Source organism: Streptococcus sp. HMSC072D05, assembly GCF_001815805.1.
Taxonomy (GTDB): Bacteria; Bacillota; Bacilli; order Lactobacillales; family Streptococcaceae; genus Streptococcus.
This window is the reverse complement of sequence record NZ_KV822038.1, coordinates 58,946-79,266: the sequence shown is the minus strand read 5'-3', so window position 1 is coordinate 79,266 and position 20,321 is coordinate 58,946. Positions and strand designations below refer to the sequence as shown.

General features: G+C 37.5%; 15 protein-coding genes and 1 pseudogene. 2 read left to right on the top strand and 14 right to left on the bottom strand.

From position 1 onward, the window contains the following. Nucleotides 1-34: 34 nt before the first annotated feature. The 3 genes and pseudogenes from HMPREF3057_RS10485 to HMPREF3057_RS06180 form a co-directional block, all read right to left on the bottom strand. Nucleotides 35-293 (bottom strand): annotated as a pseudogene (locus HMPREF3057_RS10485) (DUF4190 domain-containing protein). Between the two features lie 86 nt (nt 294-379). Continuing rightward, nucleotides 380-760, bottom strand: coding sequence for a rhodanese-like domain-containing protein (locus HMPREF3057_RS06185; protein WP_049485369.1), 381 nt, complete (start codon nt 758-760; stop codon nt 380-382). Then, nucleotides 757-990 carry a YqgQ family protein gene (locus HMPREF3057_RS06180; RefSeq protein WP_044135604.1) on the bottom strand — a complete coding sequence of 78 codons (234 nt, stop codon included), beginning with the start codon at nt 988-990 and terminating at the stop codon, nt 757-759. Before HMPREF3057_RS06180 ends, HMPREF3057_RS06185 begins: the two co-directional genes overlap by 4 nt. A gap of 102 nt (nt 991-1,092) precedes the next feature. Between HMPREF3057_RS06180 and HMPREF3057_RS06175 the strand changes: the two genes are divergently transcribed. Together HMPREF3057_RS06175 and HMPREF3057_RS06170 are read left to right on the top strand one after the other, a co-directional pair. Then, nucleotides 1,093-2,001: a LysR family transcriptional regulator gene (locus HMPREF3057_RS06175; RefSeq protein ID WP_001222578.1), complete on the top strand. Its 909-nt coding sequence runs from the start codon at nt 1,093-1,095 to the stop codon at nt 1,999-2,001. 44 nt (nt 2,002-2,045) lie between these two features. Next, the gene (locus HMPREF3057_RS06170) at nt 2,046-3,845 is read left to right on the top strand and encodes an N-acetylmuramoyl-L-alanine amidase (protein ID WP_000722523.1); all 1,800 of its coding nucleotides are present in this window, start codon (nt 2,046-2,048) and stop codon (nt 3,843-3,845) included. A 29-nt stretch (nt 3,846-3,874) separates the two neighbouring features. On the opposite strand, the gene HMPREF3057_RS06165 is transcribed toward HMPREF3057_RS06170, so the two are convergent. From HMPREF3057_RS06165 to vncR, 11 genes are all read right to left on the bottom strand, one after another. Then, nucleotides 3,875-4,192: a LiaF transmembrane domain-containing protein gene (locus tag HMPREF3057_RS06165; RefSeq protein WP_000734665.1), complete on the bottom strand. Its 318-nt coding sequence runs from the start codon at nt 4,190-4,192 to the stop codon at nt 3,875-3,877. Between the two features lie 226 nt (nt 4,193-4,418). Next, nucleotides 4,419-5,288, bottom strand: a complete 870-nt coding sequence (locus HMPREF3057_RS06160; protein ID WP_070696904.1) for a DUF6287 domain-containing protein — start codon at nt 5,286-5,288, stop codon at nt 4,419-4,421. 416 nt (nt 5,289-5,704) lie between these two features. Continuing rightward, nucleotides 5,705-12,193, bottom strand: coding sequence for a S8 family peptidase (locus tag HMPREF3057_RS06155; protein WP_070696902.1), 6,489 nt, complete (start codon nt 12,191-12,193; stop codon nt 5,705-5,707). A gap of 430 nt (nt 12,194-12,623) precedes the next feature. Beyond that, complete coding sequence (locus HMPREF3057_RS06150; protein ID WP_070696900.1) at nt 12,624-13,409, bottom strand: ABC transporter permease; 786 nt, start codon at nt 13,407-13,409, stop codon at nt 12,624-12,626. A gap of 1 nt (nt 13,410) precedes the next feature. Beyond that, nucleotides 13,411-14,229: an ABC transporter permease gene (locus tag HMPREF3057_RS06145; RefSeq protein ID WP_000240154.1), complete on the bottom strand. Its 819-nt coding sequence runs from the start codon at nt 14,227-14,229 to the stop codon at nt 13,411-13,413. Nucleotide 14,230: 1 nt separating this feature from the next. After that, the gene (locus tag HMPREF3057_RS06140) at nt 14,231-15,223 is read right to left on the bottom strand and encodes an ABC transporter ATP-binding protein (protein WP_001240789.1); all 993 of its coding nucleotides are present in this window, start codon (nt 15,221-15,223) and stop codon (nt 14,231-14,233) included. A 319-nt stretch (nt 15,224-15,542) separates the two neighbouring features. Continuing rightward, a complete protein-coding gene (locus tag HMPREF3057_RS06135) occupies nt 15,543-16,088 on the bottom strand; it encodes a histidine phosphatase family protein (protein ID WP_001066186.1) in 546 nt (181 codons plus the stop codon). A gap of 51 nt (nt 16,089-16,139) precedes the next feature. Then, entirely contained in the window at nt 16,140-17,072 is a 933-nt protein-coding gene (locus tag HMPREF3057_RS06130) for an alpha/beta fold hydrolase (protein WP_000734266.1), read from the bottom strand. 130 nt (nt 17,073-17,202) lie between these two features. Further along, nucleotides 17,203-18,084: a class II fructose-bisphosphate aldolase gene (locus tag HMPREF3057_RS06125; protein WP_001018999.1), complete on the bottom strand. Its 882-nt coding sequence runs from the start codon at nt 18,082-18,084 to the stop codon at nt 17,203-17,205. 139 nt (nt 18,085-18,223) lie between these two features. After that, complete coding sequence (gene vncS / locus HMPREF3057_RS06120; protein ID WP_070696898.1) at nt 18,224-19,552, bottom strand: sensor histidine kinase VncS; 1,329 nt, start codon at nt 19,550-19,552, stop codon at nt 18,224-18,226. Then, on the bottom strand, nt 19,549-20,205 hold the full coding sequence (gene vncR, locus HMPREF3057_RS06115) for a response regulator transcription factor VncR (RefSeq protein WP_000697942.1): 657 nt from the start codon (nt 20,203-20,205) through the stop codon (nt 19,549-19,551). Before vncR ends, vncS begins: the two co-directional genes overlap by 4 nt. Between the last annotated feature and the right edge of the window lie 116 nt (nt 20,206-20,321).

Below are 20,321 nucleotides of genomic sequence, written 5' to 3'. Positions count from 1 at the left end.
AAAGCTTTAAATTTAAAGCTTTTTTATTTTTTGCTTATCTAAAAAATACTGCGACAGCTACAATTCTAAAAAATACTGCGACAGCTACAATCCAGTTAAGTACAGAAACCACAAGTCCAATGATATTCAGAATTTTTCTGTTTTATAGTCTAGTCCAGATTCTTTTTGGTATGAAAAAGCCAAGACCAATCCTATGATCCCCAAAATCAGACCTACTATTGGAAATAGCAAACCAAGGACGATAGATAAGATACCTAAAATAAGTGAAGTTTTTTCTTTTGTTGTGAATTCATATTATAAAATCTCCTTAAATTTAATATAAATGATGATACCTTAAGATACTAGCTTTATCTACCATTCGACAGATTTTAATAGAATGTTAACTCGTCTTCACTTTCCCTTTCCAAGAATCTAGTCCATAAGAAAGAATATAAATCTCAGAGAAACCTTGTTTTTTCAAATAAAGTGCTGCATTGGTCACTCGTTGTCCACGTTGATTTTCGTAGAGAAGGACAGGTTTATCCTTGCGAAGGGCTGCAAGGCTTGACTTCAACTGATTTGAAGGAATATTGCGAGCTCCGAGGATATGTTTTCTGTGAAATTCTGCTGGTTCACGGACATCAATCAATTGCCCTTTTCGAATCAAGGCTTCAAATTCTGCATTATCCACTATCTTAGCCGCACGACGAATACGAAGGTAGTTATACCCCATCCATGCCGCCATCGCTAGTACGATTCCCCACAAAACCCAAATTGTCATAAGTTCTTATCTCCATTTTTCTCTATGTAGTCTAATTCTATCTTGTGCTCTCTACGAAGAACAGCTTCCGCTTCTAGGTAATCTAGCTTGTCCATGAGACCTGCATCATAAATCCGAGAGAGTTCGAGCTTCATCAGTTCAATATCATACAAACGCTTCCCCATGTAAACAATAATGCCAAATTGTTTGAGAAATTGCTGCACATCATAGAATGTTTTCATAGCTTCCATTCTAACAGATTTTAGACTTTTTTTCAATACTGGACCGGTTCTTTCCCCCTATTTTCTTCGTCTTCATTGCCCATTCTTCCGCAAGTATGGTACAATAAAAACATGAGAATTCAACAACTACACTATATTATCAAAATCGTCGAAACTGGCTCTATGAATGAGGCAGCCAAGCAACTCTTTATCACCCAACCCAGTCTCTCTAATGCTGTTCGAGACTTGGAAAATGAAATGGGCATTGAAATCTTTATCCGCAATCCCAAGGGAATTACCTTGACGCGTGATGGGATGGAGTTTCTCTCCTACGCTCGTCAAGTTGTCGAGCAAACTCAGCTTCTGGAGGAACGTTATAAAAATCCTATCGCCCACCGCGAACTTTTCAGCGTTTCCTCTCAGCACTATGCCTTTGTAGTCAATGCCTTTGTCTCTCTGCTCAAGAAAAGTGATATGGAGAAATACGAGCTCTTCCTTCGTGAAACTCGGACTTGGGAGATTATCGATGACGTCAAGAACTTCCGTAGCGAGGTCGGTGTCCTCTTTTTAAACAGCTACAATCGTGATGTTTTAACGAAAATGCTGGATGACAATCACCTGCTAGCCCACCACCTCTTTACCGCTCAACCCCATATCTTTGTCAGCAAGACCAACCCTCTAGCTAAAAAAGACAAGGTCAAACTGGCTGATTTGGAAGACTTTCCTTATCTGAGTTATGACCAGGGGACGCACAACTCCTTCTACTTTTCAGAGGAGATTCTTTCACAAGAGCACCACAAGAAATCCATCGTAGTCAGTGACCGTGCCACCCTCTTTAATCTTTTGATTGGTTTGGATGGTTACACCATTGCAACAGGGATATTGAACAGCAACCTCAACGGAGACAATATCGTTTCCATTCCACTGGACATTGACGACCCGATTGAACTAGTCTATATCCAACATGAAAAAACCAGCCTGTCTAAGATGGGCGAACGCTTTATCGAATACTTACTAGAAGAAGTTCAATTCGATAATTAATAGAAAAATGAAAAAGGGAAAAAGAAAAAGTTAGGAAATAAAAAGTGAAAAAGATACTACTGACCAGTGCTTTAATCCTTTCAATCGCAGGATTAGCACCCGCATCCGTCTTAGGAGAAGAAAACACAACTCAATCCACATCTGCTGTCAAGGAAGCAATTGCCAAAGAAGAAAAGAAAGAGTCGAGTGTTGAGGAAAACTCTAAATCAGAAGTTCTTCCTAAAGTAGATGTGCAAGAAGACAAGCCCAAAAAAGAAGGATGGTACCAAGAAAATCATCACTGGCGCTTTTACCAAGATGATAAACCTGCTTTGAACTGGAAACAAATCCAAGGCAAATGGTACTACTTCGATCAAGATGGTAATCGTCTTCATTCTACTGTCTACAAAGGTTATGCCTTTGACCAAGATGGTGTCATGACAGAAAATAGCTGGACCAAACTGGACAATCAATGGTATTATGCTGATTCCTCTGGACGACTTGCTCAGAACACCTGGAAAAAAATCAATGGTTCTTGGTATTATTTTGACCAAACTGGAAGCATGCTCAGCAACACTGCCGTTGACGGCTATCTGCTCACAAAAAGCGGGGCTATGGCGGAAAAGGGCTGGACAAAATTAGATCAAATTTGGTACTATGTCGCTCCTTCTGGAAAGATCTCGCAGGATAAATGGGAGAAAATCAACGGTTCTTGGTATTACTTTGACAAAGACGGTGGAATGCTGAGTGCGACAACCTTCAAGGGCTACCTCTTCAACCAGAGCGGAGCTATGGCAGAAAACAACTGGGTCAAAATCAAGGATACTTGGTTCTATGCGAACGGGTCAGGGAGATATGTCCAAGAAAACTGGCAAAAGATTCAAGGTTCCTGGTACTCATTTGACCAGAATGGTGGGATGCTAGCAGACAAATGGAAAGAAAGCTACTACCTTAAAACCAGTGGAGCCATGGCGGAGAATGAGTGGATCTTCGATAAAGCCTACAAGAGCTGGTTCTATCTAAAAGCGGATGGTCGTTATGCAAATCAGGAGTGGATTGGAGCATACTACCTCAAGTCAGGTGGTTACATGGCAAAGAGCGAATGGATTTACGATAACTCTGACAAAGCACGCTACTACCTAGATGATAATGGACATTATGTTTCAGGAACTTACAAGATAGACGGTAAGGAACACCTGTTCCAAAAATACGGCCAATGGATTTCTGAAGTTTCAACTGAAGGTGGATTTGTAAAAGGCCAATACAGCAATACCATTTTCCTAGATCCTGGGCATGGTGGTCGAGATTCAGGTGCCTTTTACTACAATGTAGCTGAAAAAGATCTCAACATGCAGATTTACCGTAAGCTTCGTAGTAAGTTGGAAGAACTAGGTTACAAGGTCCTCACTTCTCGTGATAGTGATATTGACGTTGATTTTGTTACCGAACGTTCTCGTATGGTTAATAAAACCAACTCGGATATTTTTATCAGTATTCACTTCAACGCTACTGGTAATACCTACTCAAAAGCGAGCGGTATTCAAACCTACTCCTATAGCGATGAACCTGATTATCCAAGTAAGATTAATAAATACTGGCACAATCACCCAGATCGTATGAGTGAAAGCAAACGCCTCGCCACTGCCATCCACTCCTCTCTCCTAGCAGAAACAGGGGCCAAAGACGCTGGTCTGTTGGAGAGCAGCTATGCCGTACTACGCGAAACAGCCAAACCAGCCGTTCTCCTAGAACTTGGTTATATGGATAATTTCTCCGAAAACCAACAAATTAGAGATAGCCACTACCAAGATAAACTGGTCGCAGGCATCGTAAAAGGGATTCAAAAATATTACGCTGGTCCGTAAAAAAAGTCTCGAGAAATCTCGAGACTTTTTTATTTATCTTCTTTTTTATCCTTATCAGGAAAGAGGTAGCCAAGTCCTACACAAGCTAGCACACCGGCACCAATCACCAAACCACTTGAAATGGGCAAGAGATCAAAAATAGCATTTGCAATGATAAAAGCAATAATTAAGCACATCAGACTAGCCTTATAGTCTTTTTTCAAAAGATTTTCTAGAGTGAAATAGAGGAATAAGCCAACTGGAATCAGTGACCAGAGGTTGACATCCAAACTTGGCCATCCAACAGATCCGAAATACAATACTAGCGCTGCTGCTACTAAAAATACAAGTCCCAATAATTTTTTCATTTTTTTGTCTCCATTTTCTTTTTTTGGTTCTTGAGTTGTCTGATACTGACCCCTCACGTCCCTTACATGAATCATTATAGCAGAGGAATTTTTCAAGAACAAGCCCTTTTGCCTATCTGGTCAATATCTCTGTCTAAGTGGTTGAGTATTTGTAACAAAAGAAAAAGAAGCCCTAATGGGCTTCTTGATTCTGCCGATTGCAACAGTATTTTTGAACGAATACCATCTAGTTTTTCTTTTCCTTTGGCTCTAGAGAAGATTTGATTGATTCACGATCTGCTTGTAGTTGAGCTAAGTTCTTTTCTGCTTCCTCAAGTTTACTGGTATCTGGTTTCACACGATAATAAACATTTTCTGGTTTCATTAACATCGCTTCATATTGTTGTCCAGAAAAAAGTCTTTCCTCAGCATGATTACTTTTATCCGTAATCTTTCCATCATCCCCAGGTTGCATAACAACTCCACTTGGCACAGCTACTACTACAAATCCTCCAGCAACAGAATCTTTTACCCATGCACTAATAGACGCTGTCTCAGGGTTACGACTATCTTGACCTTTTGATACCTTTAATCCAACTACAGATTCGTACTTTTGATCATTTGTAAACCAAGTCGCACGTACCTCTCCAGAATCATTAATAATGTATTCATTACCAGATTGACTACGCCAAGTACCTTCTAAACTAGACAAATCATTGTTCTTGATTGCTTCAATATCTAGTTTTGGAACAGCAGTTTCTTTCTTGAACTTGCTAACAAGTGCTTCTGCTTCCGTAATTTTGGTATCTAAAGCAGTCAGTTGATCCTTGAGTTTTTGAATTTCCTCTTGTTTATCCTTATCAGTCTCATCTGTTTTTCCTTGGCTTGTAGACGATTTACTTGTTGACTCTGTAGTTGAAACAGCAGACGATGTTTGATTTGACTCTTTCTTTCCAATCAGAAGATATGAGAAAATACTTACCAAGATGAGAGTGACTAAAACAGAGAGTGCTATGCCAATATAGATTTTTATATTTTTATTCGGAGCCGACTTTGATTCAGACCGCTTAGGTCCATTGATCTCTTCAAATTGTTTTTCCCGTTCTTTCTTATTCATAATTTTCTCCTTTTTGATTGATATTCAGGCAAGCTTACGATACTTCATTCGTTACTATCCATGAACTTTTATGACTTTTAAAAAAAATCCAAGCAAAAATTTCTAGAATAAATAACTATCAAAATATCTCTAGATTGGTATCAAAACAAGTATTTATTACAATACATTATACCACAAAATATAAACAACCGTTTGTATTTATATTTTTATAAGCCAAAGAAATGGATTTTAAACAGAACCCATCTCCATTAGAAAAAGCCTGTCCTGTGACAAGGCTTTTACATATATCTCTTTAAAATCTCCTATTTTCATAGAAATCTAAATAATATATTTATAAATCAATATTTTCACAAAACTATGTCATCACCTCACTATCTAATCTCAGTACTTAAAGCATTTTTTCTATAGCTTTTGTCTTAATCTTTATTTTTTCTCTTCAATCCAAGAAAAGCTCCTACTATAAACATGATTCCGGCAGCTAATAGTGTCTGGGCTCCGCTTGCTGTTCCGGTTTTTGGCAACTGATTAGGATTGTTACTAGTTGATTTACTATTGATGTTAGTATTTTTATTAGTTAAGTTCCCTTGTTCATTTAGATAAACGTTCTTGTCAATTTCAAAGTTTTTATCATTTTCATCAGAAACAATACTGTTGACATCATTAGTTGAATCAGATTGTGTTTTTTCTTTCTTTTTCGATACATCAAAAGTAGGTTTATTTTCCTCCTCCTTTTTCTCCTCTATTTTCTTGAATACAGGTTTTATAAAGGTATCTTTTGATAGATTAAGAACATAGCCGGCGTCTTTTTTCCCTTCGAAACCAGAAATTTCCCAACCATCAAATTGGTATCCTTTTTCTAATTCACCCTTATAGACAGGTAACATAAAATCTTCTTCCGACACTATCGTTGAACTCATTTCTTTTCCATTTTGAATGGTTACAGTTACCCTATGAGGTTTTAGTTCACTTACCTCTCCCGTATCTTTGTTTAAAATGAATTCTTTTACGGTTGTATTTCTTGCGAAATCTTTTACAACAATCTTAATGTTTAGTGTCTTATCTGTTAGTTGTTTAATATCATCAAATGATTTGTATTCTTTTCCATTTACATAAATATGTTGTTCTTGAATCTCACCATCGAATCCATTATTTCTTTTATCATTGATGTTAAAGACTACAGATTTTCCGTTAGCATATTCGATACTTGTATTTCCCTTAGGATCAATGTTTACTTCTGGTTTTACATTATCATATAAAAATTGATAGTGTACTCCAACCGCTTTCGCATTCAAATCGCTATAGCCAGTTTGAAGATAAACATTTCCATCCATATCTGTTACCTTATCTGGAAATCCGTTTGCTTTATAGTCTTTCATTCCCCAGTCCATGATGTCACCGTCTTTAACATTAAGCTTAATGTTAAAATCTCTAGTGTTATCAATGTGTAAATCTCCATAGATTAAATAATTATCTACAACAGATTCATTAACTCTCAACTCCCAGTTAAAACCACCCTTATCAGAAATCTTACCTCTTAAATAAAATTCTGGATTTCGTACATAAATTTTATTAGATTTAGATGGATTAAAGTAGTTCTTGTCCATTGAGAGGTTTACTGGTTTTGCATCAATAAATAACGTAGAGCCATCTTCTTTAATAGCTTCTACATTGGACTTATCCTCTCCTGTGTACTCTTTACCATCTTTACCAAATAATACCAGTTTAGAAGGATCTGTTACAAGATTGCCATCTTTATCGATTGCCTCCCCTTTATCATTCATTTTAAATGTAAACACTTGATATCTTACAATGTTAAAGCCGTCCAAAGCCGACATTAATACTGATTGAGTACTTCTTCCATCTTCAACATTTCTACTATCAGCATAAATTGTTGTTTCTGATAAGACTCTTAGATTAGGATTGGCCTTTTGGATTTTTGCTATATCTTCCTGGCTATAAACTCCATTCCCTTCTAACATATCCGTTTTTCCAGGATTATAGGTAGTCACTTTTAGTGCATAGCCTTTTCTCAGAATGATATTATCCTTTAACAGATATTGTTGTTTTTCTGAATCAGCATAGATTTTACCAGATTCCATGTCCGTTAAATTGTTTGGTTTGTTTTTTGAGAGATCTCCTTCTCCTAATTCTATTACATTCCCATAACTTGATGCATACGGATATTCTGCTTTAGTTTCCTTATTTTTTTCAGGCATTCTAATTTTAGTTTCAGCTTTTATCTGACCATCATCTTTGACAAAAAACCTCATATCTCCTGCAAAAGCTAATCCATCCACAATATCATTAATATTAGCGTATAAATCAAATGTCATCGTTTTTGAGTGGGAATCATACTTGGTCGTTTTGATTTCTATCGATTTATAATTATTGCCATAATATACCTTGGCATTTTTAGAAACATTACTGATCTTTCCAAGAATTTCAAAGTGTCCATCTTTAGACGGGTTTAGAATGCCATAAATTTTTGATTTGATTTCATCAAGTTTTTCAGTTTCATATTGTAAGGCACTACCATCGTCATAAGCAATGATATTTCCCTTATCATCGTATTTATAATCGTATTCCTCTATTCTCTTACCAGTTTCACTTGTAAAGTCATCAACTTCTCTGAATTTCTTTTTAATGAGTTTCTTTAAGTCTTTACTTTCAAAATCTCTAATTGTTGAAATAGTTTTATGAATAGTCAAGCTAGATTTTTCTTCGGTAGCCTCTTCATTTTCTTGATGATGTTCTACTTCCGTTGTATCTTTTTTAAGACTATCCTCTTTTCTATTTTCTAAATTTTTAAATTTAGATTCGGGAATCTCGCCAAGCTTTTGGTATTTAGATGAATCTTGATCAGGATCTACTAGATAATAGGAAATCATCCCCTTTTCATCAGCATGATCAGCAAATTTAATTCTATGAATCTTTGTGAAATTGCTAGAACCGTCTAATGCAATCACTTCAATGATTTTGCCTCTTAAATCTCCTGCACCTTTAATTTCATAAATGGTATTTCCGTCTTTGTCAAGTTTCCTATTTCTTCCTTGACCCTCACCTGCATAAGTGACTTCAAGATTTTTCTCAACCTCTCCATCTTCATTAACAAGAGCGGCCCCAGCATACCAAACTTCGTTGGCAATCTCGTCAAATTTTTCAGGATGTTCTTTTTGATCTCTCGCAAATAACGTTTCATTCTTGTATTGCTCTTTGACCTTGTGATAAGTATCCTTTGTAATTAACTTAATTTTTTCAGGGTTTGAAAAATCAATTGAAACAATCTTTGGAGGTGTGTTATCAATTTTTACAGGAATATAGGAAACCTGCCATGGGTAATCCTTGGTTAATCTATATTTAAATTTATAGAAATATTGGCCTTCCGCAATCGGTTCAAATTGTCCTCGTATCTTAGTAGCAGGATCTTTTTTGTCATTACTTTCTGGGGCATTTTCTTCTCTACCTCTAGGGTTATAAATGAGTCCATCCCATTTCAAGTCACCCCAAACTTTTAGTTTAGATGATTTGATTCCTTTTGCATCATTTCTTTTAGAGTTTAAAATTCCTTTAATAAAGTGTTCTCTCGAAATGACTTTTAAGTCTTTTTGATTTTCTCCTTCTTTATTTGTATTTACTATTGAAATCACCCCTTCTTCTGCACTTCTTAATACAAGTGGAGAAGGCGTTAATCCTCTCTCAAGTTGAGCATCTTGAGGATTTCCATTTGAATCTAAAGGATAGATTTTAGCAATATTAGAGCCACTTGATGAAGGTGCGTTGATTCCTTCGTTATTGAAAGCAAATAATTCTGGATTTTGATCTAGGGATGTTGTATTTTTATCTTTTCTATTTTGGATAACTCCTGCTGGATTAAATTTATCTATACCATGTTCTCCACCAATCCCCTTATTTAAGGTACCTGGAATTTTTGGTTTACCATCATCATCATAACCTTCCATTGCTTTTGATTTTGATCCTTCTTCCCAGGCCCATTTATCAAGGATTGGTTCGTGGTTCCAATTCCCAGCAAATCCCATTAGAGGCATCGATAAAGAAGGTTGGAAGTTTCTTTTCTTCCCGTTGGAGTTTAGAGCTTCCATTTCTTCCACTGACTCAAAATGAATAAATGATTCTACAAATTTATTTTTATTTTTTGCTTCTCCAACATTTATAACCGCATTTAAATCAAAGCTGGAATTTGGACCTATAGTGAAAGTATCATGCTCAAATGTGATATTTGCTCCTTTGACTTTTTCTGGGTGAATTTCTGGAACAATTTGCTTCCCGTCCGGAGATTTTTCATCTTTATATGTTTCATCGAGTTTTAGCCTATCAGTTAGAGCATCTGTAGTTACAGTTGATGCAGAAACTTTAAAGGTTAAAGGTCTGTTTGAGGTATTGTGAAGCTTAATTGTAAAGTATTTTTTATCACCTTTTATTTCTTTAAGAGAAATGGAACCATATGAATTTACCAAACCTTTAGAATCTGTATTTTTGAAAGTTGCTACAACTTCATTTCTCAAAGCGTTGGCAACATTAATTAGCCCCGCTCCCTGCTGTCTAGGTGATGCAAAGTATTGACTCTTTTCTTTCCAAGAGGTTGCATCCATCATAGGTCTTGCAGTATTTTGTAGAGCTATTTTTGTAAGACTTGTAAGGTCTATTTTGTCATCTCCCTTAAGATTTTTCAAGACAGGTCTTTCAAGCAATTCCTTTAATTTTGGTCGAATCAAAACAGTAGAAGCTGCTACGATTGGAGTTGCCATACTAGTTCCTGACATATAACCATAAGTGGATTTACCATTGATAACATTTAGAGTGGATTTAATATTTTTACCAGGTGCTGAAACATCCGGTTTTAAAAGCAAGTCTGTTCTTGGCCCCCAAGATGTAGACCCTGCTGGGACTATAATATCTTCTTTATAAAGTTCTTTGTCTGTGTCAGCTGCAAATTTAAAGTCAATTTCTTTTTCATCACCTACATTCGGTTTATTAGAATTATAGCTTTCCATATCAATTGGATAGTATTGTTCTAAGTTATCTTTAAAATCTTCCTTATTATTTCTTTTGACTTCAGTTTTTTTATCAGGGTTAATCATGTTCCATAATTTTACACCATCATCTCCTGAAATTGAAAATACTTGACTAGTAGTCCCTTCATCCGCTTCATATCCCATAGCTGGAAGGTCTGTCCAATTATCTCTATTGTAGTAATTTACAGTATTTACAACCATAATGGCACGTGCGCCTTTATCCGTTGCTCTTTTAAAAGCATCTTTTAAATCCTTGGTATAAATTCTATCCATTACTGCAATTTTGCCCTTAAGATCCAAGCCTATCAAATCTTTGTCTTGACCTTTGCCTATATATACAAATTTTAATTTATTTGGAGTTTTTGACCCATCCTCATTTGTTAGGATTTTATTTTTATCGAAAAAAGCTCCTATATTTCTGTATTTAAAACTTTGTCCTCCAATGTTAACCTTATCAAACTCAATGGTTTGATTTTTAGCAGAAGCGACCGCTATCGCATCTTCATGTGCGGCAGTTCGTGTTACATTTCCAGTATCTGTCATTTTCAGATTATTATTGGCTACTAAATCCCAAGAAGAACTTGAAGCAGAAGTCGCAAAATTACCTGTAGCAACAACCATTGGGATTCCAGCTTTTCTTAATGCTCTAATAGCCTCCCAATATTTCTCGCCTACAAGACCTGTTCCCGTAAAGCCAGATGATACCGAAACAACATCGACATTGTGTTTGATCGAATCTTCAATAGCATGAAACATTGTTTCATCACCCGCAAACCCAGATCCTGCGTCAGAGTACATTTTATAAGAGAAAATTTGTGCATTAGGCGCAATTCCATCTATGCCATTAAAGTTCTTGATGTCTTTTTCAGTATCATTTCCAGCAAGAATCCCTGCAATATGCATCCCATGTGGGTCAAAATAATCCCTTCCATCATCATATTTTTCTACAGTGATTTTACCACCATTATAATAATTGAACGCATGAGGGATTTTATCACTCAACCAATAATTTTTATCAGTGCCTTTTAAGTCATCTTTTTTAAATTTCATCGAGTCTTTGGCATCATCATCGATTCTCATAGCCTTATGCCTATAATCTGTTCCAGTATCGATATTTGAAATAACCATACCTCTACCATCAAAATTTTTCCCAAATGGAGCATTAATAGACTTTAGGTAATCAATAGCTTCCTCAACTCCAATTTCCTTTCTGGCATGATTCATCATTGGTTGGACTTTTTGTGATCGTTCAACCGACGAAACACCTTCTATTTGTTTAATTTTGTCCAAATTATCTGGAGTTGTTTCAATGGCAGCGCCATTAAAAATCGTATTATAGGTATATAAAACTTTTGTATCCTTAAGATTGGATAGTTCCTTGATTGCTTTTTCTCCAGATTCTTTATCTTTAAATTCAGCAATATAGACAAGTTTATCTTCTTTTTTCGGATTTTCTGTATCTTTATTTACAAATGAGTCCGCATCATCTCCTTTGGGTTGCTTGGAGTCTTCTTTGATACTTGCTCCTTCGTTACTAGTTTTTTTGTCTATCTCAGACTTTCTACTAACAACCTCTTTTTCCTCAATAACTGTTGTCTTCTTCTCCTCAATATCCTTTGAAGTTTCTATAACATTATGAATATCTTCAGATTGTTCATTGTTTTCTGTTTCTTTATCTGCTACTACTTTTTCTTTACCAGAAATTTTTAAAGCATCTTCAGAACTAGGTGCATCTGCTACTACTTTTTCTTTATCAGAAATTCTTAAAGCATCTTCAGAACTAGGTGCATCTGCTAAAATTACCTCATTGGGGGCATATGCTGCTAAAATAACTGCAGCAGTAGTTAATGACAATACCGTACTTTTTTTCATTATAATTCCTTCATTTTTTATTTTAAACCCAATAGATAGAAAACTTTAACTTTGCTAGCCTTTGTTATAAAAAGTTTTATGACGTATTATCTAGTGGGATAGAGTAGTACATTTATATATAATTGTTAGCTCTCTGAAAAATAGTATATCAATTAAAAAAATTTAAGTCAAGAAAAATTAACCCAGGTTAATTTTTTTTTTAATCCATGTTAACAAATAGGTTAGTCAATAAATATTATAGTTAACTGGGTACAATATAAACTCATTCCTCCCATCAAAAATAGTAGCAATCAACTGGAATAATTACCAAAATCGCAAAAAGGGGTATGGATAGAATATATGCCTTAATAAACATGCAAAAACAACCGCTATAATTTTCAACGGTTGTTTGTAACATATTTAATGTTTAAATCTCATCCTATTTTATATCTTACGAACCCGCACTTTCGTAAGCGTCCAAGCCCCTGTCCCAGAGTTTTAAAGAAATAACAAAGAAAACAAGGGAAATCAAAATCAACCCACCAATGTTAAAGAGCCCGTCTTTATCCTGCAAGAAATAACTGGCAGGATAGTAGGCTGTAAAGGCGAAAGGTACGATAAAGCTAATCAACCAACGAAGGAGCGAATTGTAAATGGAAATCGGGTACTTGGCAAAATCATTAAACATATAGAAAATATAAATCATGGCACCTGACTGCTTGGTCCAAAAAGCGATGCTGGCAGTCGCGATTTTCAAGGAAGTATAGATCAAGGTCGCAAAAGGAATACAGACTAGAAAAATCAGGAATTTTGGAAGAGTCCAACCAATGCTAGACACTGTGGTCGCTAACAAAATACCACCGACCAATAGTTCGCCCAAGGCATCAATCTGAAAGGTCTCAACCAAGATGTGAAAAAGAGGATTGATAGGACGCGTCAGGTACTTGTCAAACTCTCCTTTTCGCACCAAACGTTGCCCCAGAGCCCAGAGATTGTCAAAAAAGAGATGATCTAGTCCCTTGGGAATTAAGGAAAATCCATAGATAAAGGCGATTTCTTGAAAAGTCCAGCCTTCTAAGGAAGGAATGTGTTGAAAGAGCACATTGAGAAACAAGAGGTTCAGGCCTTGAGTCAGAAAAACTCCTAACACGCCCACCACAAAATCGACCTTGTATTCCATGATTTGCTTGATGTATTGTCTGATAAAAATCAAATGCATGCGTTGATATTTTTTCATACTAACCTCCTTGAATAGTGATAAAGGACTGGACTCGTTTCCATATCAACTGAGACAAGCCCACCATCACTATGAGCCAGAAGAACTGTAGCAAGAGTGCTTGAAGAATCTGACTGGCATCGTATTTCCCAACAATGATCATAACTGGAGTATAAATCAAAGATGAAAAAGGCAAGAAGGACAAAATATCAGAAACAATCTTTGGAAAGAAAGCCAAGGGAATCAGACTTCCAGACATAAAGGCCACTATAGAAGTCTTGAGTAGATTGGAACCCCATAGATTTTTAAAGACAAAGGCTGAAAATCCAAAGCAGATATTAAAGAAAAAGTTGATTAGGTAGGCTAGAGTTAAGCTAAAAAGATAAAGGATGGTTAAGCCCAGCAATTCTACAATTCCTTGTCCTGATAAGATTTTCATCAAGACAATGACACTTAAAAATGGCAGTCCAACAGAGATAAAAATCAACCACTTGGAACCAAGCTCCGTAAAGAGATAAGAGGCCGCAAAATGCACTGGTCGCAACAAGCGCATGATAATGGAACCATCCTTGACCTCCTCCCCGATCATAAAGGAGCTGTCCGACCTAGTCAAAAGATTAGTCACAAAGCTCATGATGATGTATAGGGTGATGTCTGCCATACTAAAGCCCTGAATCAAAGATTCTTGCGAGGAATCAAAGACAGCCTTCCAGAGATAGAAAGCAACAAAAGCTCCCATAACATCCCCAATCCGATAAAGTAGAAAGTTGACTCGATAGGTAATCAACTCCTGAATCCCTGCATTGATAAAGGGTTTATAACGTCTCCACAATTTGACCATCTTAGAGCTCCTTTCGGTAGAAGCGACGGATAATATCCTCAATATCCGTATCCAACATCTTCAAATCGCGAATTTCAAAATCAGACAGGGTTTGCTTGATAATATCAGCTGACTGGTAGCGGGAACTATCAAATTCAATATTGAGGCTATTTCCTTGTCTATCAATGGTCATATCAGGCAGGCCTTCATAGTGAGAAAGGAGATGACTTTGACCTGGTAGCAGTTCAAAGGAAAGAGTCTTCATCTTGCCAAAGGTCTCCTTGAGCTGGCTAACCGTTCCATCAAAAATCTCTTGCCCCTTATCAATCATAAAAATTCGATCACAGAGTTGCTCAATGTCGCTCAGGTCGTGAGTGGTCAAGAGGATAGTTGTTTCTTCCTCCTGATTGATCTGGGTAATAGCCCGACGAATGTTGTCCTTGACCGAAACGTCCAAACCAATGGTCGGCTCATCTAAAAAGAGAACTTTAGGATTGTGGAGCAAGGAAGCCGCAATATCCGCCCGCATCCGTTGCCCCAGTGAAAGAGTCCGCACGGGGTCTTTGATAAAGTCCTTCAAATCCAAGACTTCATTCAAAAAGTCCATGCGTTTATGAAAGAGCGAGTCCGGCACATCGTAAATCTCTTTTAAGACCGTATAGGTCTCTTGCAGAGCCAAATCCCACCATAGCTGGGTACGTTGTCCAAAGACCACACCAATATCTTTAACATAATCCTGACGATTGTCCTGCGGAATCTTGCCGTTAATCCGACAAAAACCAGATGTCGGTTTTAAAATCCCTGTCAGCATTTTGATGGTTGTTGACTTCCCAGCACCATTTGCGCCGATAAAACCTAGAATTTGGCCCTTGGGTACCTCAAAAGTCAAATCCTTGACCGCTTCAAAGGTCTGCTTTTCAGGATGAATAAAGGAGCGCAAAGCCCCTTTCAAGCCTGGTTCCTTAACAGTCTTCACAAAATTTTTCTGAAGATGTTCCACTTCTATCATTGCCATATCTATCTCCCTATCGCAAGGAATAGCAACATTGTATTTTTGACTACAAATATTCTAAGTCCTTACTTTCTAAACTTTCTAATTGTTATTCTTACAGAAGGCTTTATACCAACCTATTATAGTCCAATAAAAAACGGAATGCAAGCGTTTGCCTACAGATTATGAAATTAGAGATTTCACTCTTAAAATGCTATTTTAAATCCAAAATTCTGGTTTAATAGTTTCCTTAAAACACCAAAAAGACCTGCCCGATGGGCAGGTTACGAGTTGTAAAAAGCAAACTATTTTGATCAATATGATTCACTATTTAATCAACGAACTAATCTTTCAAAATTCTTTTCACAATCCCATCTCTATCAATTAGAAAACAATCTGGAAAGGTCATATGCTCCCATTTTTCATAATCAAAACTGGAATCAAAGTGATGTAGTAGTATTCCTATCAAATTCCCGTGTGAACTAAGTAAAATCATTTTTTCTGAGTATCTCTCTTCCAATTCCATTAAAAAATTTAGTACTCTAGCTAGTGCGTCTTGATTTGATTCCCCTTCTAAAAGAGATTCACTAGGATTTTGCCATAAATATTTAATACTGTCTTCAAACTCAGAATCTTTTATAAAGGTTGAAGATAATTTTCGCTCTCGTAACCGATTATCAAGAACTATTTTATCAAATTGAATTGGCGAGCTATTAATCGTTTCAAATGCTCGTTTATAAGGACTAGAAAAATAATAATCAATATTAAAAGAATTCAAAAAATCTAACTGGTCAAGAGATGAGAATCCTTTTTCTGATAAAGTTCTATTGAAATCATCACTTGAAAATCTTGAATGAGCATGTCTAAGTAAAATATAAGAATTATTCATAAGTCATTACCTTTCAATTATTATCATCAGTCTCAATGGATTTTTAAGCCCTCAATTATTCTCTAAAAATTCTTTAATGCGAGAAACAATAGCATCGCTTTGATAATGATAGAGGTCGTGAGGCGCATCCATATAGACGACTTGAACATTAGACTGGTCGCTTGCAAATCTCTCTGCATAACGTTGCCATTCTGATTGGCTAAAACTGGTGCCTTCGCCGTTAGATACCAGTAATAAGGTGGGAATTTTCGGATTGATGCTAGAGGGAACTTTCTTAGCATTTTCCTTTACCGTTTGAGATTCATAAAGCATGGCTTGTGACATCAACTGCTTATAAGCTAGAAGTTTATATTGTTTTCGTTCATTTTCGGTCAGAGTTTGATTTTTTATATAAAAAGACTCAGGTAAATAGCGTAATAAACCAATCTTGCTACTCCAATATGCCACAGTGAGCAAGGCCTGATTATCCTTTAAATTCTCATAACTTGACGGCAGTGCCCAATCCAGACCAATCAAGGCTTTCACTTCATCAGGATACTTCTCCTGCCAAGCCAAACTCTCTAGACTAGCCATGGAATGAGACAGAATGATAAACGGCCCTGTGATATTTGCTTGGGAAAGAGCTTGGCGAGTCTCAGACAAAACCTCCATCACATCTCTTGAATGATTGCTATCATCACTATAACCATATCCCGCCCTCTCCACGATAACTAGCTTATACTGTTTCGATAAGGATTCCGATACTTCTTTAAAATCCAATATAGGAGAAGCAATACCAGCACCTGAGATAACTACTATAGTCTCAGGTCCTTCACCTTGAACATAAACATTCATTTGATGACCATTGACAAGAACTTGCTGTCCCACAGGTGTTAGTGAGGCTTGTTCCTTTTCCAAACTGATACGATGAAAGATGAATGTTGCCCCTAAAAACAAAAGAATGAAACTAAGAAAGCCAAGACTCCATTTTTTCAGTTTTTTCATAGCATTATTGTACAAAAATTAGACTCTTTTAGCAACTTAAGATAGATTCTTCCCCAACATATTCTCTATAGTTTCAAACACCAAAAAACCTGCCCTTAGGGGCAGGTTCTTTCTGTATTGTTCAGCTCGATTAAGCTTTACCTTCTGAACCGAATACGTCGATGCGTTCTTCAACTGATGCTTGGATAGCTTTTACACCGTCAGCCAAGAATTTACGTGGGTCGAAGAGTTTTTTCTTGTCGTATTCTGCTTCGTTTGCTTCGTAGTCACGAGCAAATTTACGAGTTGCGTTAGCGAATGCGATTTGACATTCAGTGTTAACGTTAACTTTCGCAACACCAAGTTTGATAGCTGCTTGGATTTGCTCATCAGGAATACCTGATCCACCGTGCAATACGATTGGGAAACCTGGAAGAGCTTCTGTCAATTTTTGCAAGTGGTCAAGGTCAAGACCTTCCCAGTTTGCTGGGTATGGACCGTGGATGTTACCGATACCAGCTGCCAAGAAGTCGATACCAGTTGCAACCATTGCTTTAGCGTCTTCGATTGGAGCCAATTCACCTTTACCGATGATACCGTCTTCTTCACCACCGATAGTACCAACTTCAGCTTCTACTGAGATACCTTTAGCGTGAGCTTTTTCAACAACTTCTTTAGCCAATTTAAGGTTTTCTTCAACTGGAAGGTGTGAACCGTCAAACATGATTGAAGTGTAACCAACTTCGATACACTCAAGTGCATCTTCGTAGTGACCGTGGTCAAGGTGGATAGCTACTGGTACAGTGATACCCATTGACTCAACAAGGTTAGCGATCAAGTTGCGAGCAACTTTGTAACCACCCATGTATTTAGCAGCACCCATTGAAGTTTGGATCAAAACTGGAGCTTTTTTAGCTTCTGCTGCACGCAAGATAGCTTGAGTCCACTCAAGGTTGTTTGTGTTAAATCCACCAACTGCATAACCGTTGTCACGAGCTGCTTGGACAAATTTTTCTGCTGAAACGATTGCCATTTGTCAGGCCTCCTATATATTTTTTGGGACATCCCATTTACATTGTTCATTTTATCACTTTTTGACAAAAAAAGCTAGTTTTTCCCATACTTTAGATTGAATTTCTTCCAACTCAATCAATGTAAACCCTTTCTTTCCCTTAGTCTTGATCGACTTTAGGATAAGACATGAAGAAGGTCAAACGATAATCTTGCATCTCAAAATGATAAGGTAATTTCTCGTGTTCTAATAAACTTTTGACCACAAAGAGCCCCATTCCTGAACCCTTGGCCTTGCGACTAGCATTTTCAGAAAAAGACTGGGCCAATTTTTCTTGTTCTTCAGAACTACAGCTATTCTCAATAAAGAGTTCTCCTTCTCTCTCCCCGATGCGGACCAGGCCACCTGGAGTGGAGTGCTTGATGGCATTGCTGATGAGATTAGATAGGATCAATTTCATGACAGATGGGTTTATGTAAGCTTGCTGACGGGTTAGGCTAATGTCTACCTGAAGTTCTCTCTCCTTGGCGAGCAAAGCATAATCATTAACCAGACTTTGCGTCATCTGAAGAAGGTCGACCTCTTCTTTCTCGTCTCGCAATTCCTGAACAGAAGAAAGAGACAGTATCTGGAGAACGTGGTGGCTGAGGTCATCCACAATCCCCAAGGCAACTCCAAGATAATGGTCTCTATCCTTATAACGGCCGACATTTTCTTTCATATTTTCGATTAGGATTTTCAAGCTAGCCAGTGGTGTTTTCAATTCATGAGAAGCTCCTCGCAGGAACTCAACCTTCATCTTCTCCAGCTGGAGAATAGCTTCATTCTTGTCATGCAAGTCCGCAATGACAGTCAAGAGATGCTGGTAAAGGCTATTGATTTGTTCCTTGAGATCACCAATCTCGTCCTTAGAATCTACACGCAATCGCACTTGGGCATCCAAATCCATCATCCGACGGGTCACTCGCTTGATTTCCAAAATCGGTGCAACAATGGTTCGAGCATAGATATAGGCTACCAAGAGGGAAATCAGAAAGGATGCCAGCAAGGTATAGGGGAGAAACTGGAGACTGATCTGCTCTGCTTCTTTTTGCAAGTCCATGGAAGCTAGAAATTGGAGAGTCATGGTGCTACCATCTTGCGTTTTCACCTCACGCTCCTCGATAAAGAGGGAAATGGTCTGGCGGTCCGTATCCAGAGGAAGATTGTCCTTGACTTCTAACTTGTCCTCGGTCATCTCTCCCTTGACAGCCCCTTTGATATCACTGCTCTGGGAATACAAATCCAACACTTGCTCGATGCTTTGCCTATCTTTTCCGTCTAGGGATTGGGCAATAGCAGTCGCTTTCTGACCAATGGTTTCCTGACGATGGCTCAGATAAGTAGAGGGAAAGAGAAAATAAATGGCTAAATGAAGACAAATAACCAGAACACTAAAAATCGAGAAGGTATAGCTAAAAATCTTTGTAAATAAACCTGTTCGTTTCATTTTCGCTCCAATTTATAACCAACATTGCGCACAGTGAGGATGCAATCCAAGTCTAGCTTTTTCCGCAGTTCTTTGATATAGACATCAATGACACGGTCAAAGGGAACCTCATCTGTTGCCTTCCAGACCGCATCGATAATCTGAGAACGAGTCAAGGCCCGTCCTTCATTTTTCACCAGATAGTCCAGAATTTCCAACTCTTTGGCATTAATGGCCACTTCTTGACCTGCGAGGCTTGCACTGTAACTCTCAAAATCCACCTTGGTATCCTTATAGGAGAAGACTCGTCCCGTATCGTAGTAGCGCTTGAAAATTGCATCCACCCTCACTTTTAGAAGGGAGAGAGAGAAGGGCTTTTCCAGATAACCATCTGCTAGAGAAGCAAAAGCACTCATCTTGTATTCCTCATCCTGAAAGGCGGTTAACATCAGGACAGGGACCTGACTGGTTTTACGAATCTCCGCTAGGACTTCGAGGCCATTAAGCTTGGGCATTTGGATATCCAATAAAACTAGGGCTACTTCATAGCTGGAAAATTTTTCCAGAGCTTCTTGACCGTCTGCTGCCTCAATGGTTTCATAACCACAATCCGTCAAATAGTCACTGATTCCCTCACGGATCATCTCTTCATCTTCTACAATTAAAATTTTCATAGAAAAAACGGTTCACATCCTTTAAATTTCTTGTAAATCTCCTCTGTTTCATCCTGATAGGAAGAGTCCTTATACTCAATGAAAACCAAAGAGCAAACTAGGAAGCTAGCCGCAGG

Coding starts and splice junctions, on each gene's coding strand:
- HMPREF3057_RS06135 (WP_001066186.1), bottom strand. CDS start 16,088: ATGAATAATTCTTATATTTTACTTAGACATGCTCATTCAAGATTTTCA.
- HMPREF3057_RS06125 (WP_001018999.1), bottom strand. CDS start 18,084: ATGGCAATCGTTTCAGCAGAAAAATTTGTCCAAGCAGCTCGTGACAAC.
- HMPREF3057_RS06165 (WP_000734665.1), bottom strand. CDS start 4,192: ATGAAAAAATTATTGGGACTTGTATTTTTAGTAGCAGCAGCGCTAGTA.
- HMPREF3057_RS06160 (WP_070696904.1), bottom strand. CDS start 5,288: ATGAATAAGAAAGAACGGGAAAAACAATTTGAAGAGATCAATGGACCT.
- HMPREF3057_RS06155 (WP_070696902.1), bottom strand. CDS start 12,193: ATGAAAAAAAGTACGGTATTGTCATTAACTACTGCTGCAGTTATTTTA.
- vncS (WP_070696898.1), bottom strand. CDS start 19,552: ATGAAACGAACAGGTTTATTTACAAAGATTTTTAGCTATACCTTCTCG.
- HMPREF3057_RS06175 (WP_001222578.1), top strand. CDS start 1,093: ATGAGAATTCAACAACTACACTATATTATCAAAATCGTCGAAACTGGC.
- HMPREF3057_RS06130 (WP_000734266.1), bottom strand. CDS start 17,072: ATGAAAAAACTGAAAAAATGGAGTCTTGGCTTTCTTAGTTTCATTCTT.
- HMPREF3057_RS06140 (WP_001240789.1), bottom strand. CDS start 15,223: ATGGCAATGATAGAAGTGGAACATCTTCAGAAAAATTTTGTGAAGACT.
- vncR (WP_000697942.1), bottom strand. CDS start 20,205: ATGAAAATTTTAATTGTAGAAGATGAAGAGATGATCCGTGAGGGAATC.
- HMPREF3057_RS06185 (WP_049485369.1), bottom strand. CDS start 760: ATGACAATTTGGGTTTTGTGGGGAATCGTACTAGCGATGGCGGCATGG.
- HMPREF3057_RS06145 (WP_000240154.1), bottom strand. CDS start 14,229: ATGGTCAAATTGTGGAGACGTTATAAACCCTTTATCAATGCAGGGATT.
- HMPREF3057_RS06180 (WP_044135604.1), bottom strand. CDS start 990: ATGGAAGCTATGAAAACATTCTATGATGTGCAGCAATTTCTCAAACAA.
- HMPREF3057_RS06150 (WP_070696900.1), bottom strand. CDS start 13,409: ATGAAAAAATATCAACGCATGCATTTGATTTTTATCAGACAATACATC.